This is a genomic window from Haloarcula nitratireducens (assembly GCF_019599505.1).
The window spans coordinates 72,825-86,811 of sequence record NZ_RKLT01000001.1; the positions used below are offsets into that span (position 1 = coordinate 72,825).

The 13,987-nt window shown below is 69.8% G+C and carries 14 protein-coding genes; all 14 read left to right on the forward strand.

Annotated features, from left to right (window positions below; translation table 11 throughout):
• The first annotated feature begins 142 nt into the window (after nt 1-142).
• The 14 genes from EGH23_RS00395 (at nt 143) to EGH23_RS00460 (ending at nt 13,925) form a co-directional block, all read left to right on the forward strand.
• Complete coding sequence (locus tag EGH23_RS00395; RefSeq protein ID WP_220578063.1) at nt 143-766, forward strand: hypothetical protein; 624 nt, start codon at nt 143-145, stop codon at nt 764-766.
• Nucleotides 766-1,449: a QcrA and Rieske domain-containing protein gene (locus EGH23_RS00400; protein WP_220578064.1), complete on the forward strand. Its 684-nt coding sequence runs from the start codon at nt 766-768 to the stop codon at nt 1,447-1,449. The genes EGH23_RS00395 and EGH23_RS00400 overlap by 1 nt, the downstream gene beginning before the upstream one ends.
• Complete coding sequence (locus EGH23_RS00405) at nt 1,449-2,840, forward strand: cytochrome b (protein WP_220578065.1); 1,392 nt, start codon at nt 1,449-1,451, stop codon at nt 2,838-2,840. The genes EGH23_RS00400 and EGH23_RS00405 overlap by 1 nt, the downstream gene beginning before the upstream one ends.
• Nucleotides 2,833-3,027 (forward strand): DUF8120 family protein, encoded by a 195-nt coding sequence (locus EGH23_RS00410; RefSeq protein WP_220578066.1) that lies wholly within the window; start codon nt 2,833-2,835, stop codon nt 3,025-3,027. The genes EGH23_RS00405 and EGH23_RS00410 overlap by 8 nt, the downstream gene beginning before the upstream one ends.
• The gene (narG, locus tag EGH23_RS00415) at nt 3,024-5,912 is read left to right on the forward strand and encodes a nitrate reductase subunit alpha (protein WP_220578067.1); all 2,889 of its coding nucleotides are present in this window, start codon (nt 3,024-3,026) and stop codon (nt 5,910-5,912) included. The genes EGH23_RS00410 and narG overlap by 4 nt, the downstream gene beginning before the upstream one ends.
• Entirely contained in the window at nt 5,912-6,970 is a 1,059-nt protein-coding gene (gene narH / locus EGH23_RS00420) for a nitrate reductase subunit beta (RefSeq protein WP_220578068.1), read from the forward strand. Before narG ends, narH begins: the two co-directional genes overlap by 1 nt.
• On the forward strand, nt 6,960-7,778 hold the full coding sequence (locus tag EGH23_RS00425) for an ethylbenzene dehydrogenase-related protein (protein ID WP_220578069.1): 819 nt from the start codon (nt 6,960-6,962) through the stop codon (nt 7,776-7,778). Before narH ends, EGH23_RS00425 begins: the two co-directional genes overlap by 11 nt.
• Before the next feature lies 1 nt (nt 7,779).
• A complete protein-coding gene (locus EGH23_RS00430) occupies nt 7,780-8,496 on the forward strand; it encodes a molecular chaperone TorD family protein (protein WP_328765761.1) in 717 nt (238 codons plus the stop codon).
• Nucleotides 8,493-9,428, forward strand: coding sequence for a DUF8068 family protein (locus EGH23_RS00435; protein ID WP_220578070.1), 936 nt, complete (start codon nt 8,493-8,495; stop codon nt 9,426-9,428). Before EGH23_RS00430 ends, EGH23_RS00435 begins: the two co-directional genes overlap by 4 nt.
• Nucleotides 9,425-10,261: a HEAT repeat domain-containing protein gene (locus EGH23_RS00440; RefSeq protein WP_220578071.1), complete on the forward strand. Its 837-nt coding sequence runs from the start codon at nt 9,425-9,427 to the stop codon at nt 10,259-10,261. Before EGH23_RS00435 ends, EGH23_RS00440 begins: the two co-directional genes overlap by 4 nt.
• Before the next feature lie 2 nt (nt 10,262-10,263).
• Nucleotides 10,264-11,631, forward strand: a complete 1,368-nt coding sequence (locus tag EGH23_RS00445) for a P-loop NTPase (RefSeq protein WP_220578072.1) — start codon at nt 10,264-10,266, stop codon at nt 11,629-11,631.
• Nucleotides 11,632-11,669: 38 nt separating this feature from the next.
• Nucleotides 11,670-12,356, forward strand: coding sequence for a molybdenum cofactor guanylyltransferase (locus EGH23_RS00450; RefSeq protein WP_220578073.1), 687 nt, complete (start codon nt 11,670-11,672; stop codon nt 12,354-12,356).
• A 150-nt stretch (nt 12,357-12,506) separates the two neighbouring features.
• A complete protein-coding gene (locus EGH23_RS00455) occupies nt 12,507-13,019 on the forward strand; it encodes an HTH domain-containing protein (protein ID WP_328765762.1) in 513 nt (170 codons plus the stop codon).
• 135 nt (nt 13,020-13,154) lie between these two features.
• Nucleotides 13,155-13,925 (forward strand): DUF7001 family protein, encoded by a 771-nt coding sequence (locus EGH23_RS00460; protein WP_220578075.1) that lies wholly within the window; start codon nt 13,155-13,157, stop codon nt 13,923-13,925.
• Nucleotides 13,926-13,987: the final 62 nt, after the last annotated feature.

A 13,987-nucleotide genomic window follows, 5' to 3' on the forward strand; every position in this document is an offset into this window, starting at 1 on the left:
GAAATCGAACTGAATTCGGGCAAGGGCTCCGGTCCGGGCCGGCGGTCGAGCGGTGCCACGACGGCCACGCGAGCAGCGTCGGGTCGGACTTCCGCGTCTGAGCGGTGGCGGTACCGATAGCGAACTGATTCGACCTGTATCCATGCAACTGAGAACGATACTCATCGTCCTGGTGCTCCTGGCGGTCCTGCTCCCGATGTGGTTCGTCGCGCTACACGGCGAACCGCCCTCCGAGGAGATCGAGATCGACCAGAGCGTCAACGAGATACGACCCCTCGAAGGGTTCGTGGAGACGCCGAACAAACTCTCGCCCAGTCAGGTGGGCGTCGTCGTCTGGGCGGCGCTGTTCGCCCTCGTCGGCGCGCTCGCCTTCTTCCACCGGTTCATGAACGAGGCGGCGCGACCGGACGCCGACGTCGACGCGACGGTCGCCGACGGCGGGACCGTCAGTGGCGGGAGCGATACGGCGGCCGAAACTCGGTCCGGCGGCGTCTCGACGTTCCCGTGGTTGGAGACCGACGACCGCTGGATAACCACGTATCACCCGTCGAGCGACGCCATCGAAGGGCTGGTCGCGATGGGCGGCCTGACGGTGCTCTCCATCACCTTCGCGGCGCTGTTCACCGGGGAGTACCTCACGCTGGCCCGGACGCAGTACTTCGGCGTCTACGCCTTCGGCATGTTCATGTCGCTGACCGGGCTGACCGTCTCGTACTACGCCTGGTTCATGCCTCACGTCGAGGTCGCCGAGCGGAGGGAGCACTGATGCCCGGCGACGACCCGCTGGGCAGAGAGTACCCCGGCGGAGAGGAGCGCGGGGCGACCGAGTGCTGTGCGGAGCGCGCCGGCGACGCCGACGGTCCGAGCATCTATCAGGAGTTCTGGCGGGACGCCCGCGGCGAGATGGAGCGGCGGGACTATGCCAAGGCGCTCGCGACCATCGGCGGCCTGACGGCGCTCGGAAGCCTCGCCGCACCGCTCGTCAGCCTGACGCGGGTCTTCGAACGGGAGTACACCGGCCCGGTGTACTCGGACGGCGTGGCGCTCGTCGACGCCGAGGGCGAGCAGATCGCCGAGGACCGCCTCGCGCCCGGCGAGCAGTTGACCGTGTTCCCGGCGAGCCATCCGGGTATCGAGCGCGCGCCGACGCTGCTGGTCCGCTTCGAGGAGGGCGAGTACGGCGGCGAGACGCGGGCGGAGTTCACCGTCGGCGGGTACGCCGCCTTCTCGAAGGTGTGTACCCACGCGGGCTGTATGGTGGCGGACCGGGACGGCACGACGCTGGTCTGTCCCTGTCACTCGGGCCGGTTCGACGCGCTCTCGGGGGCGACGGTCGTCGGCGGGCCGCCGCCGCGGGCGCTCCCGCAGCTCCCGATAACGCTGTCGAGCGACGGATATCTGGTCGCTACGGGCGACTTCGAGGGGCCAGTCGGCCCCGGAGGCGGGTGATGAGCCGCAGACAGCGCCTCTACGACTGGGTCGACGACCGGCTCGACGCCGAGGACGCCCAGTCGTTCCTCGGGAAGGCCTTCCCAGCCGAGGACTCGTTCCTGCTGGGGGAGGTCGCGCTGTTCTCCTTCGCCGTCCTGGTGCTGACGGGGACGTTCCTCGGCTTCTTCTTCGAGCCGAGCACGACCGCCGTCGAGTACGAGGGCAGCGTCGCCCAGTTCCAGGGCGAGGAGCTCCCGGCGGCCTTCGCCAGCGTCCTGAACATCACCTACGACGTGCCCTTCGGGATGTTGCTCCGGCGGATGCACCACTGGGCGGCCCACCTCTTCGTCGCCTCGATGGCGCTGCACATGCTCCGGGTGTTCTTCACCGGGGCCTACCGGAACCCGCGCGAGCCCAACTGGCTCGTCGGCACCGGTCTCGCGGGGCTCTCGATGTTCGCGGCGTACACCGGCTACGCGCTGCCGTTCGACGAGTTCGCCAGCACCGCCGTCGGCATCGGCTACAACGTCGCGCTGTCGGTCCCGCTGGTCGGCGAGACGCTCGCGTACTTGGTCTTCGGCGGGTCGTTCCCCTCCAGCGCGACGATTCCGCGGCTGTTCTTCCTGCACGTCTTCGTCCTGCCGCTGGCCATCGCGGGGCTGATCGGCGTCCACATGGCGATACTGATACGGCAGAAACACACCGAGGCCGAGCGCGACGAGGCGGTTCCCGGCCGGGAGCGAGTCGAGAAGGACGACGGGAGCGTCGTCGTCGGCTTACCGGCCGTGCCGAACCAGACGGCGGTCAGCGCCGTCGTCTTCTTCCTCACGCTGGCGACGCTGTCGCTGTTGGCGGGGTTCCTGCCCGTCCACAACATCGCCGAGTACGGCCCCAACGACCCGGCGACGACGCCGTCGCTCATCATGCCCGACTGGTTCCTGATGTGGGGGTACGGCTTCCTGAAGCTCACTCCGTCGTGGCTGAGCTTCGACCTGCTGGGCGTCCACGTCAGTTCGGAGTTCATCGGCGGCCTCGTCCTCCCGGGTCTCGTCTTCGCCGTAGTGGCCCTCTGGCCGTTCATCGACTACGAGAGCGAGCAGCGCCACTTCTCGGCGAACCCGCTCGCTCGCCCCTGGCAGACCGCCTGCGGCGTCGCGGGCGTGGTGTTCATCATGGTCGCCTCTATCGCCGGGATGGACGTCATCGTCGCGGACATCGCGGGGACGACGACCAACGCCATCAAGCCGTATCTCATCGCGGCGCTCGTCTTGGGGCCGCTCGCCGCGGGGCTGATCACCTACGCGGCGCTCCGGCGCGATACCCACGGCGACGACCCCGAAAGACCGGCGGAGTCGGGGACGACGGACCGGCCCGACTCGGCGGCGAGCGGGGAGGGCGACGATGACTGACGGGCACGCGCCGGGCGGATTCGCGCTCTCCGCGCGGCAGTATCGCTGGCTGGATCGAGCGACCAAACTCACCGGCGTCGCGCTGATAGCCGCCGGACTGGAGGCCGGCGGTGGCACGACGACCGGCCTCCTCTTCGCGACGCTCGGCGTCGCGTGCGGACTCGCCACCGTATTCATCTCACAATGAGCAACCAACAGGAGACGGACGACACGACACCCGACGACTTCAGCACCGGACGACGGAACTTCCTGAAGGGCCTCGGCGCGGCCGCGGCGGTCGGCGCGACCGGCACCGGCCTCGCGGACGACCTCTTCGCGATGGACGGCCTGGAGGTCGTCGACGACCCCATCGGCTCGTACCCCTACCGCGACTGGGAGGACCTCTACCGCGAGCAGTGGGACTGGGACTCGACGGCCCGCTCCACCCACAGCGTCAACTGCACCGGCAGCTGCTCGTGGGAGGTGTACGTCCGCAACGGTCAGGTCTGGCGCGAGTCGCAGGCCGCCGACTACCCGCAGTTCGACGAGAGCCTCCCGGACCCGAACCCGCGGGGCTGTCAGAAGGGCGCGTGTTACTCCGACTACGTCAACGCGGACCACCGCGTGCTCCACCCGCTCAGGCGGACCGGCCAACGCGGCGAGGGGAAGTGGAAGCGCATCTCGTGGGACGAGGCGCTGACCGAGATCGCCGAAGAGGTCGTCGACACCGTACAGGAGGAACGGTACGACGCCATCAGCGGGTTCACGCCGATCCCCGCGATGAGCCCCGTGAGCTTCGCGTCGGGGTCTCGGCTCGTCAACCTCCTCGGCGGCGTCTCCCACAGCTTCTACGACTGGTACTCGGACCTCCCGCCGGGCCAGCCGATCACCTGGGGAACCCAGACGGACAACGCCGAGAGCGCCGACTGGTACAACGCCGACTACCTCATCGCCTGGGGATCGAACGTCAACGTCACGCGCATCCCGGACGCGAAGTACTTCCTCGAGGCCGCCTACAACGGCACGAAACGCGTCGGCATCTTCACGGACTACTCCCAGACGGCCATCCACTGCGACGAGTGGCTCGGACCGGAGCCGGGCAGCGACACCGCCCTGGCGCTGGGCATGGCCCGCACCATCGTCGACGAGGGGCTGTACGACGAGGCTCACCTCAAGGAGCAGTCGGACATGCCCCTCCTCGTGCGCGAGGACACCGGGAAGTTCCTCCGCGCGAGCGAGGTCGAGGGGCTGAGCGTCGACGCCGACCGGCCCGACCAGATGTTCGTCATGGTCGACGGAAACGGCGACCTCAGAGTCGCTCCGGGGTCGCTCGGGGAACGGGACGGGCAACACGACGACTCGCTGAGCATCGAACTCGACTTCGACCCGCAGCTGGCCGTCGACCGAACCGTCCCGACGGCCGACGGCGACGCGCCCGTCCGGTCTGTCTGGGTCAACCTCAACGAGGAGCTATCCAACTACACGCCGGAGTACGTTCAGGAGACGACCGGCGTCGGCCGCGAGACCCACCAGGAGATCGCCCGCGAGTTCGGCGAGGCCGAGCGCGCGAAGATAATCCACGGCAAGGGCGTCAACGACTGGTACCACAACGACCTCGGCAACCGGGCCATCCAGTTGCTTCTCACGCTCACCGGCAACCTCGGTCGGCAGGGAACCGGGCTCGACCACTACGTCGGCCAGGAGAAGATATGGACGTTCCACGGCTGGAAGGTGCTCTCGTTCCCGACGGGAAACGTCCGCGCGGTCCCGACGACGCTGTGGACGTACTACCACTGTGACGTCCTCGACAACGCCGACCCCGAGACCACCGCGCGCGTCGAAGAGGCCGTCGAGCGGGACTGGATGCCGGTCTACCCGGCGGAGCGCGACGACGGGTCGAGGCCGGACCCCAGCGTGCTGTTCATGTGGCGGGGCAACTACTTCAACCAAGCCAAGGGCAACGTCGCCATCGAGGAGCAGCTCTGGCCGAAACTCGACCTCGTGGTCGACATCAACTTCCGAATGGACTCCTCGGCGCTGTACAGCGACATCGTCCTCCCGACGGCCAGCCACTACGAGAAACACGACCTCTCGATGACGGACATGCACACCTACGTGCACCCGTTCACGCCCGCGGTCGAACCGCTCGGCGAGTCGAAGACCGACTGGCAGATATTCCGCGAACTGGCCGCGAAGATACAGGAGGTCGCCACCGAGCGGGGCGTCGAACCGATTCCCGACCGCCAGTTCGACCGCGAGATAGACCTCCAGTCGGTCCACGACGACTACGTCCGGGACTGGGAGACCGACGAGGAGGGCGCGCTGGCCGAGGACAGGGCGGCCGCCGAGTTCATCCTCGAACACTCCGAGGAGTCGAACCCCGACGGCACCGACGAGCAGATCACCTTCGACGACACCGTCGAGCAACCCCAGCGGCTGCTGGAGGCCGGCGACCACTGGACCTCCGACATCGAGGACGGCGAGGCCTACACGCCCTGGAAGCGCTACGTCCAGGAGAAGAACCCGTGGCCGACCTTCACCGGCCGCCAGCAGTACTACATCGACCACGACTGGTTCCTCGACCTCGGCGAGGCGCTGCCGACGCACAAGGACTCGCCGACGCTCCAGGACAAGGCCGACTACCCGCTGCGGTACAACACGCCCCACGGCCGGTGGTCCATCCACTCGACGTGGCGCGACAGCGAGAAGATGCTCCGCCTCCAACGGGGCGAACCGACGGTCTACCTCAACCCCGACGACATGGACGAACGGGGCATCGAGGACGGTGACACCGTCCGCATCTACAACGACCTCGGCGAGGTCGAGGTGATGGCCAAGCGCTACCCCTCGAGCGAACCCGGCACGGCGAGGATGTACTTCGCCTGGGAACGCTTCCAGTTCCCGGACCGCAACAACTTCAACTCGCTCGTTCCGCTCTACATGAAACCCACACAGCTCGTTCAGTACCCAGAGGACACCGGCGAACACCTGCACTTCTTCCCCAACTACTGGGGGCCGACCGGCGTCAACAGCGACGTCCGCGTCGACGTGGAGAAGGTCGGCGACGGCGAGGCCGACGGGGGTGAAAACTGATGAGCCAGACCGAGGAGGGCGACGCCGTCGACCTCGCGGAGGGCATCGACCATCAGGTCGCGATGGTGATGGACCTGAACAAGTGCATCGGCTGTCAGACCTGCACCATCGCCTGCAAGACCAACTGGACCGACGGCGGCGGCCGGGAGTACATGTACTGGAACAACGTCGAGACCAAGCCCGGCTCCGGCTACCCCCGCGACTGGGAGGAGATGGGCGGCGGGTGGGAGTCCGACGAACACGCCGAGCGGAGCCCCGGCGACCTCCCCAGCGAGGAGGACTACGGCCGGCCGTGGGAGTTCAACCACCAACAGGTGATGTTCGAGGGGAGCGACGAGCCGCTCCGGCCGATGGAGAACGCCGAGTGGGGACCGAACTGGGAGGAGGACGAGGGGGCCGGCGAGTACCCCAACTCCTACTACTTCTACCTCCCGCGCATCTGCAACCACTGTACGCACCCCTCCTGCGTCGAGGCCTGCCCCCGGTCGGCGCTGTACAAGCGCGAGGAGGACGGCATCGTCCTCGTCGACCAGGACCGCTGTCGGGGCTACCGCTACTGCGTCGAGGGCTGTCCGTACAAGAAGGTGTACTACAACGCGATGAAGAAGACCTCCGAGAAGTGCATCTTCTGTTACCCCCGCATCGAGGGCGAGGGGCCGGACGGCGAGGTGAAGCCGCCCTCCTGTGCGGCCGACTGCCCGCCGCAGCTCCGGATGGTCGGCTACCTGGACGACGAGGAGGGGCCGATCCACAAGCTCGTCAACGAGTACGGGGCGGCGGTCCGATTGCACCCCGAGTACCGCACCGAGCCGAACGTCTACTACATCCCGCCGTTCGCCCCGCCCCAGCACTCCGACGCCGGCGAGTCGCTGGACGCCGAGCGCATCCCGCGGAACTACCTCGAAGAGCTGTTCGGGCCGGAGGTCAACGAGGCGCTGAACACCATCGAGCGCGAGCGGAACCGGGTCGAGCGCGGCGAGGAGAGCGAACTGATGGAGATGCTGACCACGACCGACACCGCCGACCAGTACCGGCTGGAGGTCTTCGATGACGGGTAGGGAACTCCGGCTGGCGGGGCTGCTCGCCGTCGGGTTGCTCGCCGCGACGGTCGTGGCCCCGATGACCGTCGACGCCCGGCCGGCCTTCGAGATCCCGGTGCACTACGCGACCGACGGCGACTCCCTCGACAGCGTGGACGGCGAGGAGTGGGGGCGGGCACCGCCGGTGACGATTCCGATGAGCAGCGCCGGCGCGGCCGTCCCCTCGGCCGACAACACGACCGTCGAGCGGATTCAGGTCTCGGCCGCCCGGACCGACGACCGCCTCTACCTCCAACTCGAGTGGGCGGACCCGACGAACGACACGTCCGCGGCGACCGTCCGCGAATTCGCCGACGCCGTGGCCGTCCAGCTCCCGACGGACCCGGCGGAGCGACCGCCGATCGCCATGGGCGGGACGGACAACACGGTCAACGTCTGGTACTGGAGCGGCTCCGGACAGACCCAGGAGCTGCTGGCCGGCGGACCCGGGTCGACCACGCAGTTCCGCAACGGCACCGTGGCGACGAACTACACCCACACCGACGGCCGCTGGGAGGTCGTCTTCTCGCGCCCGCTGTCGCCGCCGGGCGAGAACCGGACGACCGTCCCGAGCGACCGGGACATGGACGTGGCCTTCGCGGCGTGGAACGGGTCGAACATGGAGCGGTCGGGCCAGAAGTCCACGAGCCAGTGGTACTACCTCGCGCTCGGCCCCGGTCCCGAGGGACCGCCCTACGAGGCCATCCTCTGGGCGGTCGCGGGCATCGGCATCGTCGTCACGACGCTCGTGACGATTCAGGGCGTCCGCCGAACGGGGGGTGGGTGACGTGGCGACCCCCGACCCCGACGGCACGCCAGCGGAGACGGACGAGCGGCGACTGCCCGACGACGTCGCCGTCGAACCGGCCGCTCGCGGCGACGTCTACGCCCTTCTCGCGGCCCTCTTCGCCCAGCCGGACGAGGAGCTGTATCGCGATCTGGAGAGCGGCGCGGTGACGGACGAGTTCGAGCGCCTCGTCGACCGCTCGGGCCTCGACGTGGCCCCGCCGGACTGCGCGGTCGAAGACGACCACGACACGCTGTCGGCGCGGTTCAACGACCTGTTCGTCGTCGGCTACTCGGAGGTCGTCGACAAGACCGACGGGACCGTCGCCAACGAGGGGCCGCCGGTCTCGCTGTACGAGTCAGATTACCGCCCGGAGGTCTCCTGGAACGACGTCAACCTCGACCTGGCGCGCGCCTACGAGCACTTCGGCTGTCAGGTCGACCAGGAGGTCCGGCGCAACCACGACCACCTCCGCCTGCAACTGGAGTTCGCGGGCTACCTCTGCCGGCGCGAGGCGGCCGTCGACCCGGACGTGGCCGCCGCCCGCCTCGACTTCCACGACCGGCACCTCCGGGTCGTCTCAGAGGGCATCGCCGACGCGATGGGTGCCGAGCCCGGGACCGGGCTGTTCGGCCGCCTCGCAGACTTCCTCGACCGATTCACCGCGGCCGACGTCGAAGACTTAGCCGCCCGACGCGAGGGAGGTGAGGGCGCGTGAGCGGCGAGACCACGCGAGCGAACGCTGACGGCGACCCGCTCTCCTCGCTCTCCCGCCTCGGTTCGGCGCTCGCCGGCGAACGCTACCGTGCCGTCCGCACGGCGGGCACCGTCGCGCTGGCGGCGGTCGCGCTTCGGACCGCCGTTCGCGTCCTCCACAACGTCCCGTTCGACCCGGTGACCTTCGGGCCGACGCTCCGAGCGGGCGTCGCGCTCGGGACGCCGCTCGTCCTGGCGCTCGCGCTGGTGACGTGCGCGCTCGCGACTACCGAGGCACCCGCCCGCGTCGGGTTGCTGTTCGCGGGCGTCTTCGGGCCGATGGCCGCTCTGAGCGACGCCGCGACGCTGCCGGCCGTCGCCGCCGTCACCGTCGGCGGCGGTCTGGCGCTGCTCGGGACGCTCGGCGTCCCCGCGTCCCGGAACGACTGGCCACGATGGGTCGTCGCCGCCGGCCTCGTCGCCGCCGTCGGCGTCTCCCTCGGGAGCAGCGTCGGCGTCGTCGACGGCGGACTCCGCGCGCTCGGCGCGGCGCTCGCGCTGGGGAGCCTCGCCGCCCTTCCGCTGGGGACGGCGGTCGACCGCGCCGGCGCGGTGGCCGGCGGCGTCGGCTTCGCCGCCGTCGCCCTCGCGAGCGGTGCGAAGCCCTACGTCGTCGGCAGCGCGCTCGTGACCGGCTTCGCCGTCGTCGGCGTCCCGCACCTCCTGGTCGCGCTCGCCGTCGCCGGCGCGGCCGCGGCCGCCGTCACGGGCGTTCGACGGGACGCGCTCTCGCCCTCGCTCGCGGTCGGCGCGTCGCTGCTCTTGCTGGCGGGCGTCCCGGCCACGCTCCCGCGAGCGATGGCGGTGCTGGTCGGCGCGACGCTGGCGGTGCTCGACCGCGGGGTCTTCGAGCGTCCGGGCTCGGCCGCCGCGGCCGCGGAGGGGTCGACATGAGGGACGAAGAGGAGGCGACCGACGGCCCGACCGACCCGCGCGTCCACCCCGAAGAGAGCCCGGGCTTCGGCGTCGACCCCGACGGCCTCGAGGACATCGAGGTGGACCGCGACGTCACCATCGGCGAGGCGACGCCCCGAGAGCTACAGGCGACCGACATCAGGCCGGTCGCGGACGACTCGGTCGAGGAGAAGATCGCGGCCCTCGCGGAGGGCGACGTCGTCGAGCGCCGCCGCGTCGCGCTCGCGCTCGGCGAGGAGTCCGCGAGCGAGGGGCTGCTGGACGCGCTCATCGGCGTCGGGCTGACCGACGACGACGCCGACGTGCGGCAGTTCGCCGTCGAGTCGCTCGGGAACCTCGGCGGCGAGCGGGCCGGCGTCGCCGCCGTCGAGACGCTCGAAGACGAGAACCCGTGGGTGCGCGCGGAGGCGCTCGTCGCGCTGGACCGCATCGACCGGGCGGCCTTCGAGCCCCACATCGAGGCGGCCCTGGGAGACGACCACCACGCCGTCCGCCGGAACGCCGCCGTCTCGCTGTTCAAGCTCCGCGGCGAGGACACGCTCGGTATACTGCTCGAACAGTCTCGCGACAAGAGCGAGCGCGTCCGGGAGTGGGCCGCCCACCTGCTGGCCGGCGTCGACGACGACCGCGCCGAGGCCCGGCTCACCGAACTGGCGAGCGACGACGCCGAGCCGGCGGTCGTCCGGAGCACGGCCGCCCGGTCGCTGGAGGCCGACCCCGGAAAGTTCCGGCGGCAGTTCACCGGCGGCACCGAGAAGGACAGCGCGCAGCTCCCCGGCGAGAGCCGACTGAATCGCCGTCCGGACCTCTGACCATGTCACAGGACCCATCAACGAACGAACGCGAAGACGGACCGACCGCTGAGGAACCGACCGCCGACCGACCGACGAACGACGAGACTGCCGGCCGACCCGACGCCGAGGAATCGGACCCGGACGGCGACCTCTCGGACGCCGTCGAGGCGGCGCTCAGGCAGGTCCGGGACCCGGAGGCCGACGTCACCGTCTTCGAGGCGGGGCTGATCGAGGACGTCCGCGTCGCCGAGGGCGACGTCACCGTCGAGGCGGACCTCGGCGACTTCCCGCCGCAGGAGGCGGAGGCGGTCACGGCGACGATGGTACGCGCCCTCTCGGACGTGGAGGGCGTCCAGCGCGCCCACGTCGAACACGTCGATCCCACGCCGGACGTCGAGGGCCGGGAGGCGGGGATCACCACCGCCGACCGCGTCGTCGCGGTGGCGAGCGCGAAAGGCGGCGTCGGGAAGACGACCGTCGCCGCGATGCTGGCCTGCGCGCTGGCGGCCGACGGCGACGACGTGGGTCTCTTCGACGCCGACATCCACGGGCCGAACGTGCCGGAGCTGCTGTCGGTCAGCGGGCCGGTCCACTCCGACGGGGACGGCAACCCGGTCCCGGTCGACGCCGACGGGCTGGACGTGATGAGCGTCGGTCTCATGTCCTCCAGCGCGCCGCTGGCGTGGCGCGGGGCGATGGCCCACGACGCGCTCTCGGAGCTGTTCGAGGAGACGGCCTGGGACGACCCGGACACCGTCGTGCTGGACCTGCCGCCCGGGACCGGCGACATCGCGCTGACGACGCTACAAGAGGTACCCGTCGACGGCGTCGTCTTCGTGACCACGCCGTTCCACGCCGCGGTCTCGGACACGCACCGCTCCATCCAGTTGTTCCGCGAGAACGACGTGCCGGTGCTCGGCGTCGTCTCGAACATGGGCGAGTTCGTCTGTGACAGTTGCGGAGAGGCCCACGACCTCTTCGACGGCCGGGACCCGATCGACGCCCTCGATATCCCTTTGCTGGTCGACATCCCGTTCAACGGCGAGATGCAGGGGACGCCGCGGCCCACCGCCGACGGCGTTCCGTCTCACGCTCGGGAACTCGGCGACGCGGTGCGGGAGCGACTCGACGACATCTGGGACGTGGACGTGCCCGACCGCGCGGTGGACCTCAGAGGCGTCGCGCCGGCGGACCGTCACGACCGGGTCCGAGAGGGGTTCGAGGCGCTCGATTCGGGCGCGGAGTTCCACGTCGTGAGCGACCGCAACCCGGCGGCCGTCCGCGAGTACCTGCTCGACATCGCCGGCGACGGGGTCGAGTCGCTGGAGCGCTTCGAGGTGAGACAGCAGAACCCCGAGACGTGGCTCGTGCGTACGGCCCGGCCGTGAGCGAGTGAGTTTTGGGCCGGCCGCCCCTCGGACCGCGTGTGACCGACCGCGCCGATTCGAACGCCGGGTCAGCGACCGGGAGCGGTGAGTCCGCGACGCTCGTCGGCGTCCGAGGCGTCGTCCTCGCGGGCGGGCGGAGCAGACGGTTCGGCAGCGAGAACAAGGCGCTGGCGACGCTCGACGGGACGGCGCTGCTCGAACGCGTAGCGATCGCCCTCGAAGCCGCCACCGGCGCGCCGCCGCTCGTCGCCGTCCGCGACGAGGCACAGCGGGCGCAGTTCGAGGCGGTACTCGAGGCCCGCGACGTGACGTACGTCTACGATGTGCCGGAGTTCGAGGGGCCGGTCGCGGGGCTCGCGGCCGCGGCGGGGGCCGCTACCGAAGAATGGCTGTTCGCCTGCGGCTGTGACATGCCGCTCGTCTCGGCCGAGGTCGTTCGGTGGCTCGGCGGCGAACGGACCGAGGGCGACGACGCGGTCTGTCTCGCGACCGACGACGGGCCCGAGCCGTTGCACGCTTTCTATCGGACGGACGCGGTGACGGCCGAACTCCCCGACTTCCCCGAAACCGCCGGGCTCCGCGCGCTGCTGTCGGCGCTCCCGAACTGCCGCTCGGTAGCCGCTGCGGACGCTCCGCCGGGCCTCGACGCCGCGCGGTCGGCGCTGAACGTGAACACGAAGGCGGCCCTCCGCTCCCTCCGGATCGATCTCGCCGACGAGCGGTGAGGTCGAGTCCGCGAACGCGGCCGCCAGCGACGGGCAACTCTTACGTTTAATCGTGATAATACATATATGTCCACTAAAACAGTATTCACACAAACGATTATGTGTCTTCATTCGAAATGTGTTTGTGATTGGCACGCTATGTCGAACGAAGTGAGACAAACGGACGAAAAACACATCGTAGAACGGTCGGCGGCAGACGGACTGACGGTCGACCTATGGACCCGACGCCCGGTCTGTGGCCCGCGGACGACGGTCATCGACCGCCTCGGTAGTCTCCGAACCGCGGAGGTGATCGACGACTTCTCGGTGACGACGTGGCCCGAGGAGATCGTCGTCTCCGGACGGACCAACCACAGCGAACTGCTCGACATCGTCGAAGAGTTCGAGGAGTGGGCCTCGGAGAACGGGCTGACGCTTCGCCCGCCCTTCGAGACGCGGACGGCGTCACTACTGGTCGGCGAGAGCGAGGAGGTGCTGACGACGCCGATGATGCTGGCCGCCGCCTACGACGGCGACGACCTCGTCGGCGTCTACCCCTGTACCGACGGCGAGCGAACGCGGACCATCGGGGAGTTCTTAGACGCGCTCGGAGACGACGAAGCATCGCTGGACGAACCCGACGGGGATCTCGTGGCCGCCGTCTCCGAGCACGGAACGCCCTGACGCCGAGCGTCCGGGCTCGCGATGCGTCTCGGGACGCCGGACCTCTCGCCCGCCGCGTCGAGCCGCCGGGGCGGGCCGACGACAGCGGTTCCGCCGCTCCGCAACTGGTATACCTCGGTGGTACCACCATTCGATATGGTCGAGCAGGTCACGCTCTATCGCGCCCCGACGACCGAGGCGGACGCCGACGCCGTCGCGGCGTGGCTGGCGGAGCGAACCGACGCCGAGGTGCAGGTCCGCGATAGATTTCTCTCCCGCCATGCGGACAGTGACCTGCCCGAGGAACTGGCCGGTGTGCGGGTACTGGACCCGTACGATCCCGAGACCGGCAACACCATGTTGGGCATCGTCCGCTACGAGGAACGCGCCATCGAACGCCCCGAACGGGCCGGCGGCGTCATCTACGACGGACGGGCGCTCCAGCGGTCGCTTCACCGGCGGATCCCCGCCGAAGAGCGGTCGCTCTCGCACCTCCACGTCCCGCTGTTGGACCGCGTCGTGGGGACGTGGGGCGACCACGACGGCCGGTGGCACAAGCGCGTGAACGTCCTCGGGCAACCGGCGCTGGTGTCGGTGCCGGGGCTGTACGAAGCGCCGGCGAAACCCGAGAGCTACTACAGGGAACAGCAGAGACACGCGATGCTGTCCGGCGACGCCCCGCCCCGCGAGGTCCTCGAAGAACAGGTCGACGGGGAGTTCCTCGTCGCCGACGACCCGCGGACGACCGACGCGGTGAAAGGATACGTCTTACAGGCGTATCACTACCTCTCGACGGGCGAGGCGTTCTGCGACGAGGAGGGCTGTCGCCTCCACGACGCCCACCGCCAACCCGCCGTCGTCGACGCGCAGCTACGGGAGACCGAGTTCTGTCCGCGTCACGCCGAGCGGTACCGACCGCCGGCGTGACCGGCGCGTTCGTTGAGCAATCATGGTCGCCGTTTACGTACCGAGCGGTTCACTCACCGACA